This is a genomic window from Acinetobacter sp. 24-47-62 (assembly GCF_056779765.1).
Genome location: NZ_JBWYIN010000001.1, coordinates 221,152 through 238,381 on the forward strand (window position 1 = coordinate 221,152; position 17,230 = coordinate 238,381).

The following is a 17,230-nucleotide window of genomic DNA, read 5'->3' on the forward strand; positions in this document are numbered from 1 at the left end:
CATAAGCAGGCATTCACCTGCTTATTTTATTGATCGCAACACCAGTCAGATTTGTTTTCAATACTGACTCAATCAAGCGATGTTGAACAATCGTGTGTATAATTCTTTCATCTTGAAATTAAAGTGCTGCTATGTTGCAAATTCTCCAAAAAAATGCTGATGAAAGTAGTTTCTGTCCACTTTGTCAGGCCAGTATGTACTTTATTGAAGCAGAAGAATTTGATAAAGAAATCCTATTCCATCAATGCTCCCATTGCCACCATCAAGTCTTTCAAGATGAAAACCGCAACTGTCATTGTGAGCGATGCACAGCAAAACGAAAGAAAATGATGCAGGAAACTCGCATTCAAGAACAACGTAAAATTGCATCAAAGAATAAGGACATACAAGAACTCGATTTGCATCAACTGAGCTTTATGCACAAGTTGTTTTTACTCTCAATATTAGATCAACAAGTTCATGAGCATACCCAACATCAAGAATTCATTGATTGGGAAAATATTAAATATCACACCATTACCCCAAGTTATTTATTTCAAAATTATTTGATGAAACAACTTTTGAAAGACAATATTCTTGTCCCACGTGACTTTTCGAGTGAACTCAGTCAATACTATATTAATGTCCGTCTTGACGGCTATTCTGAGCCGAGCTTGTTTAGTATTACCCAAGCGTTACGTCAGCTCTTTTATGAAAATCTGAGCCAAGGTGTACCATTTAAAAATAGTGATGAAGTCAAAAGTGCACTCTATACTCTGTTGTACCAAGAAATTATTCAATTTGCGCAATACTACTGTCGTACTTGGGGCGTTCAAATTGCTGGAAATCAGAGTTTTCAAACCTTTTGTTTTAGATTATTAGACTCTCTTGCTGTGGGTCAAATCTATTATTTAGTTCAAACTGCGCTTGAGTATTTGCACCATCAGAAAGCACTCCAAGCCCGTAATGAAAATTTTATCAATACCAACCTTTTAAAAAAGACCTTACAGCAATATCGTGAACGTTCTTTAGCTGAAAAATGGGAAACCTCAACACTGCCAAGGCTACCTAACTTACCTTTAAGTAAAATGAGCGAAATCTTATTTTTTCATTTTCTAGGCTATGATGAATCAATCTTTTTTCAACCTGTTTGGCGATCGTGGAGTAAAATCGAGCCACGTTTAAATTTCTACTCACAAAAACGTTGTATGAATTGTGGCTCGAATGAACTTTCTGTGGATTATGACGCAGATGACTATGTCAGTTTAATTTGTCGTAATTGTAATCACCAAGACCACTATTTTACACGCTAGCGAACGACTATGAATCATCCAGAAAACTTGATAGCAAATGCTCCAAAAGATATTGAGGTTCAAACCCAAGAGATTCTTAAACAGGTCATTGAAGCATGGCATCTGTTAAAAACCACTCAACCTTTAGTGCATTGTATGACCAATCAGGTTGCTGCCAACTATGTCGCAAATGTACTGTTAGCTGCTGGTGCTTCACCTGCCATGATTGATAATCCTTTTGAAGCTGAAAGTTTCGTGGGTATTAGTCAAGCTTTAAGTATCAATTTAGGGACTCCTCACACAGAACAAGTTGCCGCAATGAAAATTGCCACAGAAACTGCTCACAAAAAAAATATACCTTGGGTATTAGATCCTGTTGGCTATAGTGCTGTTTTGCCATGGCGTACTGAAATTACAAATGATTTATTGCGGTTTAAACCCACCATTATCCGAGGTAATGCTTCAGAAATTGGGAGCTTAGCAGGACAACAAAATCAATCTAAGGGTGTAGACAGTACCCTCGATAGCGCTGCCGTAGTAGAACAGGCAAAAACTTTATTAGATTACTCTGAATGTATCGCAATTTCTGGCGAATCTGATTTTATTCTTTCTAAGTCTTATGGATGTATGGTTAAGATTAATGGAGGTTCGCATTTACAACCAAAAGTTACCGCTACAGGCTGTGCATTGGGAGCATTAATTGCAGCTTATGCTGGTGTGACAAACCCAACCATTGCATGTATTGCTGCTCATGTACACTTTGCCATCGCAGGTAAACTCGCTTATACGCAGGCTCAAACTGTCGGAAGTTTTAATGTCGCTTTCATCGATGAACTCTATAGCTATTCGGCTGAAAAAATTCAAAATAGTGCAGATATCGAAATACTTACTTTTGCTGCATAATAAAAGGCTGAAGATCACTTCAGCCTTTTTAGTCTTACTTCGGAACTCTACCTTTACGATAATGCTCTTTTGGCATTTCAGCTAACTCAATGATCAATTGAACCGTTAAGCCTTGAGCATGATAACCATTAAAGCTATGAAGATACTCATTTAAGCGATCTGAAATAAGATTCTTTTGCTCTTCATTACGCCCCGTCATGATTCCTAAACGAACATGAATATAGGCTTGAGGCTCTTCGCCAAAACCAATCAGGAAATCACTATTAGCACGAATACGTGATTTGATATCAGAAGGATGCCCCACTAGACCTGTATCAAATAAAGCGTGGTTTAAGCCTAAAAGTAACGCTTGCGCATCTAAATTTTGGATATTATCCGAATACTCAACGATCATCTGTGGCATCTTAATTCCCTTTGCTTATGTGTTAAAAAATCAATTTCCAATGCGTAACTCATTATTCAATAAATAATAAGGCTAATCTCACTTGGTCATAGCCCATACGCGGATTGGTATTTTCCACGATCGGACGCAACTTAATCGTACCATCTTCACCAAAATGTTCAGGACTCTGTCTTTTAAGTAATTTTTTATAGATTTTACGTACTTGTTCAACGACTTCATCCCCAGGATGAGCAACCGAGATATCTAAGCCCTGCTCACGATGAAGTTTGCCTAAATGGTTAATAATAGTTGCTGGCGTTAAACCACGCTCAACCGCAATATCCTGAATTTCATAACCATTTTCAAAGAGTTCGCGAGTTTCATCGAGAGTCGCGGTGGCATAATTGGCTTTGCCTGCATTTTTGGCAATTTTTTTCTCATTACGACTAATCTCAAGCTCATTGAGTGTGCCACCACAGTGCCGAATAAATGCCTTATGTTGCGCTTCTAAATCAGCATCACCAAAATGCGCTTCTGCTTCATCAGAGAGTTCTTGAAATCTTCGGTCGGCTTTAATTGCTAAACTGTCTAATTCTAATGCTTGCTCATTGAAGCCGAGCAACCTCAGACCATCAATAGATTTCAAACGAGATAAGGCGACATAGCCCTGACCCTTTTCAAAGGTATTCGCCAAATTGATTTCTGCCGCCGATAAAGTCATCCCTTGAGACTTATGAATAGTAATCGCCCAAGCTAACCGCAAAGGAACTTGGGAAAAACTCGCGATTGTCTTTCCTGCATCATTATCAACAGACCAGGTTTCAGGTTCGACCACCAGAACAGTGCCGTCTGTTAATTTCACTTTAGGTAATACACCGTGATCATCTACTTCTTCAAAGCCAATGACTTCACCAAGGCTGCCATTGATATAACCCACATCAAAATTGTTTTTTACAAACATGACTTTGGCATGTTTCTTTAAGGTCAATTCTTCTGGTGCACGTACGGAAGATTTTAATGTCTCTATTAATTTTTCATTACCATCCATTTGTGCACAAAATTGATGACCATCCCCATCAATCTCATTTAAATGACGGTAATTAATGGCATCAACATCCATATTATGGGTATACAAACGTGTAAATGTTTCACCAATATCTTGCTCACGCGTTTGTTGTAAAGCTTGAATATGCTCGGCTTGAATATTTTGCGCACGGATTGCATTCAAAATATCATTCAAGGCTGAGTCATCTTGTCGATGTTGTTCAGTTAAATAACAAACACGAAATTTCGCTTCTACCCAAGCCTGGGACATAAAACAGAATTTATCTCGATTTTTTTCGTCATTGCGTCCGACTGGTGGTAACTGGAAGAAATCTCCAGCGGCAATCACCTGTATGCCACCAAATGCTTCATCAGACTCTTTAAAAAACTTGAGCACTTGATTAACTAAATTAAGCTGCTTCGCATGTAGCATCGAAATTTCATCAATGATCAATACCTGCGCATTTTCTAAATGCTCTTTGAGATATTTACGCTCTTTCATGCGTTTTAGATCATCATCTGATAAAAAATCTTTGATCCCGATCCCCGCCCACGTATGAATGGTCATCCCATTCATGTGTGTGGCTGCAATGCCTGTAGATGCAGTAATGGCGACTGAAACTTTTCGTGCCTTAAGATAATTAATATATTGATTAAGCGTATACGTTTTTCCTGCACCCGCAGAACCTGTCAAAAAGACATTTTCTCCTGCTTTCATTAACTTCAGTGCAGTTTCTTGTTTCATATGTGCTTAACCTAATTTGAACGCTCATAGCCTAACGACATTTCATCAAAAAGTTAAGCCAAAAATCAGTCTTATGATCATGTTAACGCGTGAATACGTCAATTTAAGGCGCATCAGTTGTTGATTTGTTCAGGATCTCCAAAATTCCAAATCAACATTTCATTGACTTGATGTACAAACTCTTTGGCCTCCCTCACAACCTTTAGATCAGCAACTTCGTTATTGGGCAAACGCAGTTGGTCAAAATGAAGCTGATCGAATTTAAAAAAACAACCGAGTGTCAAATGCTGTGAGGGATCATGTAAATTTGACATATGGAACGCCACATATTCACCATCAATAATTCTTTGGGTATAAGATAAAGCCAGACAATGTTTATAATTTACAGACTCTTGAATAATTTGCTCTAATTCATTCAACTCCACAAATTTCCAATTCTCTGTATACATGACTGCTTGAGGTGATACTCGTTTCCAATGACTTTCAGCATGTCTCAATTTCAAAGTCGTCAATGTATCCACATAATGTAAATGCTGATGCCAACGTATTGCTTGCTGATACCATGCGGGCCATGTCATATTTTTCGAAATAGTTCTATCTTGTTGGAAAAAATCAATTAGATAATCTGCGACATAAGAGTCAAAAATATTATTGCTTCGGTTATATTGAGAATTTGGATGCTTAAAGCGCTGCCTAAACTCATCTAGATTGATATGATACCGCTGCATTAAAAAATGAAAATGCGTTTGATGTTGTGTTGAAGGCTCAATAAATTTGATGATTTCATCAGGCAGATCTTTAACTAAATCATTTAAAAACAACATATAAGACTGCATCACTTGAGAAATACGTTTAAAGACATATTTTACTGAACTCAATCCTTGCTGATCCAATGACCATAACAAGTCCAACCATTCCTTAAGATATAAAATAGAAGCCGTGAGTGGCTGTGATTTTGTTAAATCTTGAGCATTTTGTGCCTCATTCAATGTATATGAATGATGCTCAGTAGATAGTTCAAACCATGATTGTTGCTGTGAAATACGCAAACACTCAGAAATAAATAAACGACCGATAACCTGTTCAAAATATTGAATCGAGAGTTGTATGACATGCGGATGTACTTTAGAGCAATCCACAAAACTTAAAGCGGTGACGGCCAATCGAATATTGGGATCTTTTAGATTTTCACTTACCCAGTCGATGACAAGATAATCTTGTTTAAATAACCAATTCACTGCTCTTTTGTGTATAAACAGTGGCGACTGTTGCGCTATATCTTCTACCCAATACTGCACATCTTTATTTAAAAAATTTTGTTTATTGAAAATATCTTGATACTGCCAATACCCTCGTTTGATCCAACGTGTAAAACCTAATAAATGCGGTGTTTGCTCGTTATGCTGTTTGAGTAAATTGAAATCAGGCTCTAAGTCTACCAATTGAGATAAGCTAAATTGTTCTTCGAAAGAAATTTGTGCCATACGATATAACCGTTTTGGCAACATTAATTCTGCTGAAGTGCTTAACCGATCGTATACTGGAATCAATTTTTGCACTGCAAGAAAATTATCTCCCATGACTGAATTGACCAAGCACAGATGTTTAAAATTTAGTTCAACTTCCAGAGGTATTTCAGCACCAAATCGACTGAAATTCAGCAAATGAGGTTCATCATAATACTCACTTTGCATCATGATTCGATCTAACTGCATCGCTTGCTGATCGGTCAAATTATAGAGGCACTGTTCAACACGATTTTCTCCATCGACCCATTTAAAGACTTCTTCAACCAGCATTTGACGAAATAACTGCACTTTCGTTTTTAAATATAAAGAATGATGTGAGGCCTTATGATTAAAGATAAAACTAAAATCATTGAACATAAAATCCGCAATTTTTTGAATCTCGACATTTGAGTGGGATGTATAAAATTGAATTTTATAATCATCGATACACTCAACTGTGAGCAGTCCATCTGCGATCACTAAGCTATTATTTTCCTGATCAATTACGAATAAATTTTCAGGCGTAATCGTCCATAGATATAACCACTGATCCTGAAATACGGCTTTGAGTGTATCGCAATGATCAATTAATGCCTGTGCAGTATATTGATGACGTTGCTTTGGATTTTGCGGAGGACACGCCAGCATACAGTTTGCCTAAATAAGAAAGACTGGAAGAATTTTAAAAATAACAACGATATAACTATATTATTCTATCTTAAAATGAGTTGTGCTATTCAGATTCTGTAACTTTTGTATGAGTCAGATAAGCAGTTCGTATCATGCAACAATTATATGAAAATTTCTTGAAAGTACGTTTGACTCACTGCTCTGACTGTATTAAAACAATCTCATACTAAGAACTTTAGAGACAATAATGAAAACAGTGGTGATTACAGGTGCAAATACAGGAATTGGATTAGCGACAGCAAAAAAATTTGTTGAAGATGGTCATCATGTCGTACTTGCCTGTCGTAATTTGGATAAAGCTCAGAAAGCTAAAGCAGAAATCAGCACCAAAGGTCATGGTCAAATTGATATTGTAGAATTAGATTTAAATGATTTAAATCAAGTCAAATCTGCAGCACAAACTTTAAAAGAAAAATATTCACAGATTGATATTTTGGTCAACAATGCAGGTCTGATGACGCCTAAACTAGAAGAAACGGCTAATGGTTTTGAAAAACAAATAGGTGTCAATTATCTAGGACATTTTGTGTGGACAATGCAATTGTTACCTTTACTTCAAAACGCGCCTTCAGGCCGTATCATTCATCTTGCATCCATGATGCATGTTCTGGGTAAAATTGACACACATCAATTTAAATTTCATTCTGTTAAAAAATATAACGGTGTACTCAGCTATGGAAATAGTAAATTAGCAAATTTACTATTTAGTCATGCTTTAGCTGAAAAGCTCAGAGGCACATCTATCACCAGTAACGCAATTCATCCAGGTGGTGTGGATTCCGAAATTTATCGCGAGCTTCCTAACTATCAATATCGCGCTTTAAAATTGTTCTTAATCTCACCCAACAAACCGGCAAATCTTATTCATCAAATTGCGTTATCACCTAAATGGTCTAAAAAAACAGGTCAATACAAAAGTTTGCAAACACCAGCTTTTCAATCTACACATGCGAAAAATCGTAGTTTAGCTCAACGATTGTTTGACGAGACAGAACAACTTTTAAAAGAATATTTATAGTCAATCTAAACAGTTTTGAATCAGGGAATGAATCAATAGATGATCGAAAAAATGAGTGCTGAGACCACGCTACACTACCAACCCGACATTTTAGGTGAAAAATTTGAGCAACATATTTTCAAATTTTCGCCTGATTATGATGGTGAGGTTATTGCAACATTAGTACGTCGTCCATCAGATATTCCATCAACTAAAGCTGTGCTGTATATCCATGGCTTTATTGATTATTTCTTTCAACAAGAAATGGCGAAAAAATTTAATGCTCAAGGTTTTCATTTTTACGCCATTGACCTTAGAAAATACGGTAGATCACTACTTCCACATCAAAAACCTTATTTTGTGAAAGACCTAACCGAATATGATGAAGATATTCATGCCGCATTGAATGCAATTCAGAGTGAGGGAAATGAATCGGTATTATTATGCGGTCATTCTACAGGCGGTTTAACTGCCACTTATTTTTCAATTCGACACCCTGATTATCCATTGATTAAAGCAATCTGGGCCAACAGCCCATTTTATGATTTCAATATGAATGTTTTGAAAAAGAAATATGCGCTTCCAATGATTGCAAAATTAGCTCAGCAATTTCCGTTGATGCAATTACCAAGTGAATTAAATAAGTTTTACGTGAAGAGTTTGCACGAAAATTTGAACGGTGAATGGAGTTTTGATCTCAAGCTTAAACCTAAAACCTACACCAAAGTGTATTTGAGTTTTATTGGTGCTGTTGTGAAAGCACAGCAGAAAATTCAATCTGGTCCTAAAATTTCAGTTCCACTCCTTGTTATGCACTCAAGTCGCACGACCAATCCCAAGAAATACAACATTAATGCTCAGACCTCTGATGTGATTTTAGATGTAAAAACCATCGAAAAATATGCAAAAGCATTACAAGGTGATGTCACTGTAATGACAATTAAAGATGGCCTGCATGATTTGGTTCTTTCAAAAAAACTGGTTCGTCAGCAAGTGTATGACCAACTCTTTGCTTGGCTTTCTTCAAAAAATCTTTAAATTCTGTTCATCTAAGACCTTATTTTACTGGTCTTGATTGTTAATGTGTATTGATCAAGCTGAATGGACTTTCTCTTGGTCATACAATATTTCTATTCTTCAACCTCCCCATCTCTTCACAGACCTTTGCGACCAATCTCCTTTTCACCCATTTGAAATATTATTTCTTGCTTGCTGTTTCTTGTTTTGAGCCATGGAGAAATTGGGTTGGTATTTGGTAGGTACACATAATCGCAAGAGTGTCCAATACTGCAAACACGGTAAATATCACCGACCACAACAATAAATGGTAAAAGGAATCTCACCATGGCTTTTAAAAATATTGCAGACCAAACAAACGGTTTTTATATCCCTTGTGTTTCACTTTTCGGACCAGGTAGTGCTAAAGAAGTTGGAAGCAAAGCTCAAAATTTAGGGGCTAAAAAAGCACTGATTGTGACTGATGCAGGTTTATACAAATTTGGTGTCGCAGATATCATCGCTGGCTATTTAAAAGAAGCGCAAGTGCAGAGCTACATATTTGCTGGTGCCGAGCCTAATCCGACTGATATTAATGTCCACGATGGTGTGGAAGCATACAATAATAATGCTTGTGATTTTATTATTTCTTTAGGTGGTGGCTCTTCACATGATTGTGCTAAAGGTATTGGTTTAGTGACTGCAGGTGGTGGGCACATTCGCGACTATGAAGGAATCGATAAAAGCACCGTTCCGATGACACCTCTTATTGCAATCAACACAACTGCAGGAACTGCTTCGGAAATGACGCGTTTTTGTATTATTACCAATACAGAAACCCATGTAAAAATGGCAATCGTCGATTGGCGTTGCACTCCACTCATTGCCATAGATGATCCTAAACTGATGATCGCAAAACCTGCAGCGTTGACAGCTGCAACAGGTATGGATGCGCTTACTCATGCCGTCGAAGCCTATGTTTCAACAGCAGCGAATCCAATTACGGATGCCTGTGCTGAAAAAGCCATTAGCATGATCAGTCAATGGCTGAGTCCTGCGGTTGCTAATGGTGAGAATATTGAAGCACGTGATGCAATGAGTTATGCACAATATTTGGCAGGCATGGCATTTAATAACGCCTCTTTAGGTTATGTACATGCCATGGCTCACCAATTAGGCGGTTTTTATAATCTTCCGCATGGTGTATGTAACGCGATTTTGCTTCCCCATGTCTGTGAGTTCAACTTAATTGCCTGCCCTGATCGTTATGCCAAAATAGCTGAATTAATGGGTGTAAATATTGAAGGATTAACCATTAATGAAGCTGCATATGCAGCAATTGATGCGATCAAAATCCTATCTCAATCCATTGGCATTCCATCAGGATTAAAAGAGCTTTCAGTTAAAGAAGAAGATTTAGAAGTGATGGCTCAAAATGCACAAAAAGATGCCTGCATGCTCACTAACCCACGTAAAGCAGATCTCCAACAAGTCATCAACATTTTTAAAGCTGCAATGTAAATTTTTGAGTTGCTAGATCTAAAAGAGAATCTGGATACACTTCAGATTCTCTTTTTTTTATTCTTTGGTTCACAATCGAATTCGGTAGTACATTACATCAGGAACAGCGGCTTTAAAATTTTGTAGGTATATAAAAATGGGAATAAAATACGTTAACAATATGAAGAATATGCTTTAGGCCGTTGTGTTTTACTTTAATTCGGCTCAATTATGATAGTGCTGTAAAAGTTGTTGCGTTGAATGATCTTGCGGTGATAACTCCATTAAACGCTCCATTGCATCAACTGCATCAGGATTTCGTGCAATGTATTTTAAAAGCACTTCAACATCACAATATTTAAAAATTGCTTCGCTCAAACGCGAATCTAAACAATTTCGCCAAGAACACAAGAATGGGCTTTCTGTTTTTGCGAGCATTACACCATTGACCTGCTGTAAAGCTTTATCAATAAATCCAACGTCTAAAGCATTTTCGATTTGGAGGAAATCAGCCTCAATATGCGCCAGTAATTTATAGGGTCTTGAGCCTAACATTCCACCCAATAAATCTCGAAGCTGCGACATTTCAGCTTTTAAAGTTCCCATGCTTACCTTTCGTTCCCCATATAAAGCTTGATGAAGCGAATCTAAGCTAAGACCTTGAGGACATAATGCCAATATTGTCAAAATTTCAATCTGTCTAGGGGTAACCACCAAGGTACGTCCGTTAAATATGACTTGAGGAATTCCAAAGGTACGAATAAATAAATGTTGGCGTTGATAATTCAGTAATGCTGATTGTATTAAAGATGCACAACGTTCTACTGCGAGTAGTCCAAAACTATTGTGATGATCCCATGTCGTTGATAAATCTAATACACCAATGAGTTGCTTCGAAAATGGATCAACAATTGGTGCTGCATAGCACACCCAATCATGAATAGACTCCATATAGTGTTCATTTGAAAACACACAACTCGATTTTTCAGTTTTCAAGGTTAATGCTAAAGCATTGGTTCCAACCACTTCCTCCCGCCATTGACCTCCTTCAATAAAGTGAACACGTTCTGCAGCCTTACGCATTTGTTGACTAGCTTCCGTCCAAATAATGGTGCTGTTGATATCGCCTACCGCAAGTACCATAGATGATTGTTGTGCAACATGTTTTAACTCTTGTTCACATATTTTCAATGCTTGACTTAGGCTGTTACTTTCAACAGCACTCGTTGTGATCAACGGCGCTACCATTCGCTCTTTCGGAATTTCTGCCAACTTCGATCTTTGCCAAGACTTTAAAATATGCTGACCAAGTTGTTTCGCCTGTACAGTTGAAAGACTGATTTTCTCTCTAAGTGTTTCTATTTGTTGTCTTTGCTTGATTAGAGTCTGCATTGAGTTCATTCCTTATTATCTCAACATTTCCCAATATGCATGTGTTGTACTTATTATAGTTATAGTATTTGTTGATCAGTTGTAAACCTTCATCACTCCAACCTTTTTCCAACCTTATAGTGGTTATGTTAACTCATCAATAATAGAAGATATCTAATACCAAAGACGAAGATATTTTCCATAACTTTACAGCACAACCAAAGGATGGACACTATGCGCTACGCTGATCCCAATCAACCAGATTCTAAAGTTCAATTTAAAGCACAATACGAAAATTTCATTGGTGGGAAATGGGTTCCTCCAGTAAAAGGTGAGTATTTTGATAATCTTTCTCCAGTAGACGGGAAAGTCTTTACTCGAGTTCCCCGTTCTTCAGTAGAGGATATTGAACTCGCTTTGGACGCAGCTCATGCCGCTAAAACTGAATGGAACAAAACGTCTGCAACAACTCGCTCTAACATTTTATTAAAAATAGCAGATCGCTTAGAAGAGAATCTAGAATTACTTGCTGTGGCAGAAACATGGGACAATGGTAAACCTATCCGTGAAACCTTAGCTGCAGATATTCCACTGTGTATTGACCATTTCCGCTATTTTGCTGGCTGTATCCGCGCACAAGAAGGTGGTATTTCAGAAATTGATGAAGATACTATCGCCTACCATTTTCATGAGCCATTGGGTGTCGTTGGACAGATTATTCCTTGGAACTTTCCGATTTTAATGGCGGCGTGGAAACTTGCGCCTGCATTAGCAGCGGGGAACTGTATTGTCTTAAAACCAGCTGAGCAAACTCCTGTCAGTATTCTAGTTTTAGTTGAACTGATACAAGATATTTTACCACCAGGTGTGCTGAATATCGTCAATGGTTATGGTGTTGAAGTAGGACGCCCTCTTGCCACAAACCCACGTATTTCAAAAATTGCATTTACCGGCTCAACTGCAGTCGGTCAATTAATTATGCAATATGCCACCGAAAATATTATTCCAGTGACATTAGAACTTGGGGGCAAATCTCCAAATCTTTTCTTCGAAGACATCATGGATAAGGATGATGAATATCTAGATAAAGCGCTTGAAGGTTTTGCCATGTTTGCGCTGAATCAGGGAGAAATCTGTACTTGTCCATCACGTGCTTTAGTCCAGGAAAGTATTGCAGATAAATTCTTAGAGATGGCTGTAGAGCGCGTGAAGCGAATTAAAACGGGACATCCACTTGATACAGAAACCATGATTGGTGCTCAAGCCTCGCAAGAGCAACAAGATAAAATTTTAGGTTGTATTGCTACAGGTCGTGAAGAAGGTGCTCAAATTCTTACGGGTGGTCAAGCTCGTGAAGAAATTGGACAAGGTTTTTATATTGAGCCGACGATTTTCAAAGGCAATAACAGCATGAAAACATTCCAAGAAGAAATTTTTGGACCAGTTTTGGCTGTGACAACATTTAAAGATTTCGACGATGCCATCAAAATTGCCAATGACACCATTTATGGATTAGGTGCTGGTGTTTGGTCTCGATCAGCGCATACTTCATATCGTGCAGGACGTGCAATTCAATCAGGTCGAGTCTGGACAAATTGCTACCATATCTACCCTGCTCATGCTGCTTTTGGCGGTTATAAAAAATCAGGGATTGGTCGTGAAAATCATAAAATGATGCTGGATCATTACCAACAAACTAAAAATTTATTGGTGAGTTACTCTACTAAACCAATGGGTTTCTTCTAAAACAAAAGCTAAAGAAGCGGCAGATTGCCGCTTCTTTTCTGCTACAGGAGTTTAATGGATTAGCTGGCTTGTAGACTTTTCATATCAATCACAAAACGATATTTCACATCACTTTGAAGCATTCGCTCAAATGCCTCATTAATATTTTGCATATCAATGACTTCTACATCCGACACGATATTGTGCTCACCACAAAAATCAAGTAGTTCTTGAGTTTCTTGAATCCCACCAATCACCGATCCAGCGATTGATTTTCTTCCCATAATCATGGGTACGGAATTGCTGCTAAATTCTCCGAGATAGCCTACCAATACTAGTGTCCCACTCAATGCAAGTGTCGGAATATAAGGCTTTAGATCATGATCATATGGCACAGTATCAATAATTAAATCGAACTGATTTTTCACTGATTTCATTTGTGTTGGATCTGTTGATAACACGACATGATCTGCACCTAAATCACGTGCATCCTGTTCTTTATTTGCTGATCGTGTAAATAAAGTCACTTCTGCACCAAGTGCATGAGCAAGTTTAATCGCCATATGACCTAAACCACCGAGTCCAACAACAGCCACTTTAGAGCCTTCACCGACATTCCAATGTTTTAATGGCGACCACGTCGTGATCCCAGCACATAAGATGGGTGCAATGGATTGTGTATCTAAATTTTCAGGTACTTTCAATACAAAATCTTGGCTCGCAATGATCGTTTGTGCGTAGCCACCATAAGTAGGTGTTTGATCATGACGATCTAAACTACCATACGTTTGTGTATTGCCAGCTTCACAATATTGCTCCAAACCTTGGTGACAAGCAGAACAAGTACGACATGAATCTACCATACACCCGATTCCGACCAGATCTCCAACCTTAAACTTCGTTACCGATGCTCCGATGCTTTTTACGCGACCAATTACTTCATGACCAGGTACAATTGGGTAACGACTAAAACCCCAATCATTACGCGCTTGATGTAAGTCAGAATGACATACACCGCAGTATTCAATATCAATAATGACATCATCGGGGCGAGCTTGACGTTGCTGAAACGTATATGGAACCAATGGACTTTTAGAATCAAGCGCTGCGTAAGCTAAAACATTATGGGTCATCGTGACTCCCTCAAGCTGTTAATTTCGTACTCTCTTATTCGTTATATCACATCAATATTTTTAATAAATTTAGCTGAGTCTCAATTTAATTTCTTTTTCACTTATTTTTGTAATTCGCGCTCTACAAAATGCAAGCGATCTTGCCCCCAGTACATATTTTCCCGCAAAAAAAATGTAGGTGCTCCGAATACCCCTCGTTGTACGGCATTGTTTGTTTCATCAATCAATTTTTGTTTTACCACCGGATCTTGGCTTAAATCCAAAAGTTGCTGACCGTCGATTGCATCACCTTGAAATAAATTTATCAGAACTTCTGGATCGGCTAAATTCAAGGGCTTTCTAAACATCGCATCAAAAAGCTTGGTCAAAATCACTTCAAAATATTCATCATGATAGATTTTCACTGCCGTTAATATACGCATTAAAGTCAATGTATTCATTGGAAAATATGGATTCATCTGCATCGGGATCTGATAATAATCTGACCAACGACTTAAGTCTTGCATTGAATAGATCCCTTTAACAGGCACCTCAATTGGACTCTTGTTACCAGTCGACTTAAAAATTCCACCCAATAAAATTGGTGTGTAATCAATCACTGCATTATATTTTTTGGTGATTTCTTGTAGCTTATAAAAAGCCAAATAACTAAATGGACTGCCAAGATCGAAATAAAATTCAACTTTTTGTTGTTGTGTAGTCATGTCTTATCCTTATTAAATATGATTACCACTGTTCAGACCATGGTCGCAAATCCAATTCATGTGTCCAAGCATCTCGTGGTTGATGAGCAATATGCCAATAGTTATCAGCTATATGTTGAGGATTCAAAATACCGTCATGCTGTTTTTTTTCATACAAATGAGGGAAAGTATCTTTAATAAAATCAGTATCAATCGCCCCATCAATAATGATGTGCGCAACATGAATATGATGAGGCCCTAACTCTTTTGCCATACTTTGGGCTAAGGCTCTTAACGCATGTTTAGCGCCAGCAAAAGCGCTGAAATATGATGAACCACGGATGCTTGCTGTTGCACCAGTGAAAATGATAGTGCCGCGCTGCCTTGCGACCATCCGTTTAGCGACTTCACGACCATTTAAAAAAGCACTAAAACAAGCCATTTCCCAGATTTTAAAATATTTACGTGCTGTTTCTTCTAGAATGCTACACGGCACATTTGCTCCAATATTAAAAACCAATACTTCAATCTGACCAATGTCACGTTCAATTGTGTCAATCAGTTGAATCACTTGATCTTCTTTTCTTGCATCTGAAGCAAATCCATAAGCTTTACCACCGTGTGCTTCAATCTCTCGGATGACAAGTGCAAGCTTGTCTGCATTGCGTCGAGTCATACAAGCAGTATATCCACCTCGTGCAAAGCGTTTTGCGATCTCACTGCCTGTGGCATCTCCTGCACCAATGATCAGTGCGACCTTGTTATATGTTGATTTTTCTTCTGAATGATTAATTTCTGACTGCTGATCGTTCATCATCTCTCCATTAAATAACGATCGTTATTATAACGATCACTATGTTATAGTTTTGAGGCACAGTCAATGGTTATTGAATATTCAATATGAGATATAAAGCAGGATACAAAGAAGAAAAACGTCGCGAAATTTTAAAAACCAGTGGTGAACTCGCAAAAAAACAAGGTTTTAACAATACTGGGGTTGATGGTTTTATGCACGCTGCAAATATGACCAGCGGTGCTTTCTATTCTCACTTTTCTTCAAAAAACGACTTATTTAAAGCCTTAATCGAATCTGAAATCGGAGCAAGTATTCAACAGTGGGAAATGAATCCTCATCAAGATCCAGAATCTTGGTTAGATTTTGAAATGAACCGATATCTTTCTCTATTACACGTTCAACACCCAGAAAAAGGCTGTGTTTTACCCTCACTTGCTGCTGAAGTTTCACGCGCTGATGCTGACATTAAACAATGTTTTGAAAAAGAACTTCAGCGTGGTTACAAACTATTTGCGCAGTATGCTCCAGAACCTGATTTCGCTTGGGCCATACTCTGTCAAATGGTGGGCTCCGTACTATTAGCGCGTGGAGTTCAAGATGAACGCTTAAAAAAAGATATTCTCAATTCTAGTCTAGCGATGCTCAAGAAATTATTAAAAAAAGAGATTGCGAAATAAATCGTTTTATATTGTTTTATGGACGAAACCCTAGTTCCAAAAGTTCTATACTATAATCTCCTCATCATTCTTTTAAGAACGTCACATCATGAGAAAGCTTCCTGAAACAGTATATGCAATACAGCATTTAGCCTTTGAAGATCTAGGTTCTTTTGAGGAGACACTATATCAACTGGGTTATCGGGTCAGATATTTTGATGCAGGTGTGGATGATCTTTCAGTAGCATTAAACTACGAAGGTCTGACCATTATTTTGGGTGGACCGATTGGTGTTTATGAAACAGAAGATTACCCTTTCCTACAAACAGAAATAGACTTACTTAAAGAAAGATTAAAACTTCAACGCCCTACGCTTGGCATCTGTCTAGGTGCTCAACTCATTTCAAAAGCCTTGGGTAGTGCAGTATATGCCGGCCACACCAAAGAAATTGGCTGGAGTACGGTAGATATTATAAATGAGCAAGACAACGTTCTAAATTCTTTAAATGGTGTGCCAGTTTTGCATTGGCATGGTGATACCTTTGATCTTCCCGCGCAATCGAAACTTCTGGCGAGCACTCAAATTTATAAAAATCAGGCTTTTCAAGTTGGATCTAATATTTTAGCACTCCAGTTCCATCCTGAAGTGACCTCAGATAGTTTAGAGAAATGGTTGATTGGTCATACTTGCGAATTGCGTAAAGCGGGTATCGATATTACTCAATTACGTGCAGATAACCACCGTTATGCTGAAAAGCTAGAATCTGTGGCAGGTTCAATCTTAAGCCATTTTATTGAACAGATTAAATGATTTTGATTTGAATGCCTTC

General features: G+C 37.9%; 15 protein-coding genes. 8 read left to right on the plus strand and 7 right to left on the minus strand.

Annotation, left to right across the window (positions count from 1 at the left end):
* Positions 1-131: 131 nt before the first annotated feature.
* Positions 132-1,292 (plus strand): hypothetical protein, encoded by a 1,161-nt coding sequence (locus AC1M87_RS01150; protein ID WP_481587125.1) that lies wholly within the window; start codon positions 132-134, stop codon positions 1,290-1,292.
* A 9-nt stretch (positions 1,293-1,301) separates the two neighbouring features.
* On the plus strand, positions 1,302-2,174 hold the full coding sequence (gene thiM / locus AC1M87_RS01155; RefSeq protein WP_481591074.1) for a hydroxyethylthiazole kinase: 873 nt from the start codon (positions 1,302-1,304) through the stop codon (positions 2,172-2,174).
* 34 nt (positions 2,175-2,208) lie between these two features.
* Here thiM and AC1M87_RS01160 read toward each other — a convergent pair whose 3' ends face one another.
* The 3 genes from AC1M87_RS01160 to AC1M87_RS01170 all read right to left on the minus strand — a co-directional run bounded on the left by AC1M87_RS01160 (position 2,209) and on the right by AC1M87_RS01170 (position 6,501).
* Complete coding sequence (locus AC1M87_RS01160) at positions 2,209-2,577, minus strand: 5-carboxymethyl-2-hydroxymuconate Delta-isomerase (RefSeq protein WP_481591075.1); 369 nt, start codon at positions 2,575-2,577, stop codon at positions 2,209-2,211.
* A 52-nt stretch (positions 2,578-2,629) separates the two neighbouring features.
* The gene (locus AC1M87_RS01165) at positions 2,630-4,345 is read right to left on the minus strand and encodes an AAA family ATPase (RefSeq protein ID WP_481587123.1); all 1,716 of its coding nucleotides are present in this window, start codon (positions 4,343-4,345) and stop codon (positions 2,630-2,632) included.
* 113 nt (positions 4,346-4,458) lie between these two features.
* A complete protein-coding gene (locus AC1M87_RS01170; protein WP_481592706.1) occupies positions 4,459-6,501 on the minus strand; it encodes a hypothetical protein in 2,043 nt (680 codons plus the stop codon).
* A 229-nt stretch (positions 6,502-6,730) separates the two neighbouring features.
* On the opposite strand from AC1M87_RS01170, the gene AC1M87_RS01175 reads away from it, so the two are divergent.
* The 3 genes from AC1M87_RS01175 (at position 6,731) to mdh (ending at position 10,057) form a co-directional block, all read left to right on the plus strand.
* Positions 6,731-7,561, plus strand: coding sequence for an SDR family oxidoreductase (locus AC1M87_RS01175; RefSeq protein WP_481592707.1), 831 nt, complete (start codon positions 6,731-6,733; stop codon positions 7,559-7,561).
* A 51-nt stretch (positions 7,562-7,612) separates the two neighbouring features.
* Positions 7,613-8,578: an alpha/beta hydrolase gene (locus AC1M87_RS01180; RefSeq protein ID WP_481592757.1), complete on the plus strand. Its 966-nt coding sequence runs from the start codon at positions 7,613-7,615 to the stop codon at positions 8,576-8,578.
* Between the two features lie 306 nt (positions 8,579-8,884).
* A complete protein-coding gene (mdh, locus tag AC1M87_RS01185) occupies positions 8,885-10,057 on the plus strand; it encodes an iron-dependent methanol dehydrogenase (protein ID WP_481592708.1) in 1,173 nt (390 codons plus the stop codon).
* Positions 10,058-10,261: 204 nt separating this feature from the next.
* Here mdh and AC1M87_RS01190 read toward each other — a convergent pair whose 3' ends face one another.
* The gene (locus AC1M87_RS01190; RefSeq protein ID WP_481592709.1) at positions 10,262-11,437 is read right to left on the minus strand and encodes a sigma-54-dependent transcriptional regulator family protein; all 1,176 of its coding nucleotides are present in this window, start codon (positions 11,435-11,437) and stop codon (positions 10,262-10,264) included.
* A gap of 204 nt (positions 11,438-11,641) precedes the next feature.
* Here AC1M87_RS01190 and exaC point away from each other — a divergent pair, with 204 nt between their 5' ends.
* Entirely contained in the window at positions 11,642-13,153 is a 1,512-nt protein-coding gene (gene exaC, locus AC1M87_RS01195) for an acetaldehyde dehydrogenase ExaC (protein ID WP_481592710.1), read from the plus strand.
* Positions 13,154-13,212: 59 nt separating this feature from the next.
* Here the strand turns inward: exaC and AC1M87_RS01200 are convergent, their stop codons facing one another.
* The 3 genes from AC1M87_RS01200 to AC1M87_RS01210 all read right to left on the minus strand — a co-directional run bounded on the left by AC1M87_RS01200 (position 13,213) and on the right by AC1M87_RS01210 (position 15,762).
* Positions 13,213-14,265, minus strand: a complete 1,053-nt coding sequence (locus AC1M87_RS01200; RefSeq protein WP_481592711.1) for an NAD(P)-dependent alcohol dehydrogenase — start codon at positions 14,263-14,265, stop codon at positions 13,213-13,215.
* Positions 14,266-14,366: 101 nt separating this feature from the next.
* Complete coding sequence (locus tag AC1M87_RS01205) at positions 14,367-14,969, minus strand: 2-hydroxychromene-2-carboxylate isomerase (protein ID WP_035263778.1); 603 nt, start codon at positions 14,967-14,969, stop codon at positions 14,367-14,369.
* A gap of 22 nt (positions 14,970-14,991) precedes the next feature.
* Positions 14,992-15,762 carry an SDR family oxidoreductase gene (locus AC1M87_RS01210; protein ID WP_035263780.1) on the minus strand — a complete coding sequence of 257 codons (771 nt, stop codon included), beginning with the start codon at positions 15,760-15,762 and terminating at the stop codon, positions 14,992-14,994.
* Between the two features lie 86 nt (positions 15,763-15,848).
* Here AC1M87_RS01210 and AC1M87_RS01215 point away from each other — a divergent pair, with 86 nt between their 5' ends.
* Both AC1M87_RS01215 and AC1M87_RS01220 read left to right on the plus strand, forming a co-directional pair.
* Positions 15,849-16,421, plus strand: a complete 573-nt coding sequence (locus tag AC1M87_RS01215) for a TetR/AcrR family transcriptional regulator (protein ID WP_481592712.1) — start codon at positions 15,849-15,851, stop codon at positions 16,419-16,421.
* Between the two features lie 88 nt (positions 16,422-16,509).
* Positions 16,510-17,211 carry a glutamine amidotransferase gene (locus AC1M87_RS01220; RefSeq protein WP_481592713.1) on the plus strand — a complete coding sequence of 234 codons (702 nt, stop codon included), beginning with the start codon at positions 16,510-16,512 and terminating at the stop codon, positions 17,209-17,211.
* The last annotated feature ends 19 nt before the right edge of the window (positions 17,212-17,230 follow it).

What these genes read in the sequence shown, in the direction of transcription:
- AC1M87_RS01190 (WP_481592709.1), bottom strand. Translation starts at nt 11,437, where the DNA reads ATGAACTCAATGCAGACTCTAATCAAGCAAAGACAACAAATAGAAACA.
- AC1M87_RS01215 (WP_481592712.1), top strand. Translation starts at nt 15,849, where the DNA reads ATGAGATATAAAGCAGGATACAAAGAAGAAAAACGTCGCGAAATTTTA.
- AC1M87_RS01210 (WP_035263780.1), bottom strand. Translation starts at nt 15,762, where the DNA reads ATGAACGATCAGCAGTCAGAAATTAATCATTCAGAAGAAAAATCAACA.
- AC1M87_RS01200 (WP_481592711.1), bottom strand. Translation starts at nt 14,265, where the DNA reads ATGACCCATAATGTTTTAGCTTACGCAGCGCTTGATTCTAAAAGTCCA.
- AC1M87_RS01170 (WP_481592706.1), bottom strand. Translation starts at nt 6,501, where the DNA reads ATGCTGGCGTGTCCTCCGCAAAATCCAAAGCAACGTCATCAATATACT.
- mdh (WP_481592708.1), top strand. Translation starts at nt 8,885, where the DNA reads ATGGCTTTTAAAAATATTGCAGACCAAACAAACGGTTTTTATATCCCT.
- AC1M87_RS01180 (WP_481592757.1), top strand. Translation starts at nt 7,613, where the DNA reads ATGAGTGCTGAGACCACGCTACACTACCAACCCGACATTTTAGGTGAA.
- AC1M87_RS01165 (WP_481587123.1), bottom strand. Translation starts at nt 4,345, where the DNA reads ATGAAACAAGAAACTGCACTGAAGTTAATGAAAGCAGGAGAAAATGTC.
- AC1M87_RS01150 (WP_481587125.1), top strand. Translation starts at nt 132, where the DNA reads ATGTTGCAAATTCTCCAAAAAAATGCTGATGAAAGTAGTTTCTGTCCA.
- exaC (WP_481592710.1), top strand. Translation starts at nt 11,642, where the DNA reads ATGCGCTACGCTGATCCCAATCAACCAGATTCTAAAGTTCAATTTAAA.
- AC1M87_RS01205 (WP_035263778.1), bottom strand. Translation starts at nt 14,969, where the DNA reads ATGACTACACAACAACAAAAAGTTGAATTTTATTTCGATCTTGGCAGT.
- AC1M87_RS01220 (WP_481592713.1), top strand. Translation starts at nt 16,510, where the DNA reads ATGAGAAAGCTTCCTGAAACAGTATATGCAATACAGCATTTAGCCTTT.
- AC1M87_RS01160 (WP_481591075.1), bottom strand. Translation starts at nt 2,577, where the DNA reads ATGCCACAGATGATCGTTGAGTATTCGGATAATATCCAAAATTTAGAT.
- thiM (WP_481591074.1), top strand. Translation starts at nt 1,302, where the DNA reads ATGAATCATCCAGAAAACTTGATAGCAAATGCTCCAAAAGATATTGAG.
- AC1M87_RS01175 (WP_481592707.1), top strand. Translation starts at nt 6,731, where the DNA reads ATGAAAACAGTGGTGATTACAGGTGCAAATACAGGAATTGGATTAGCG.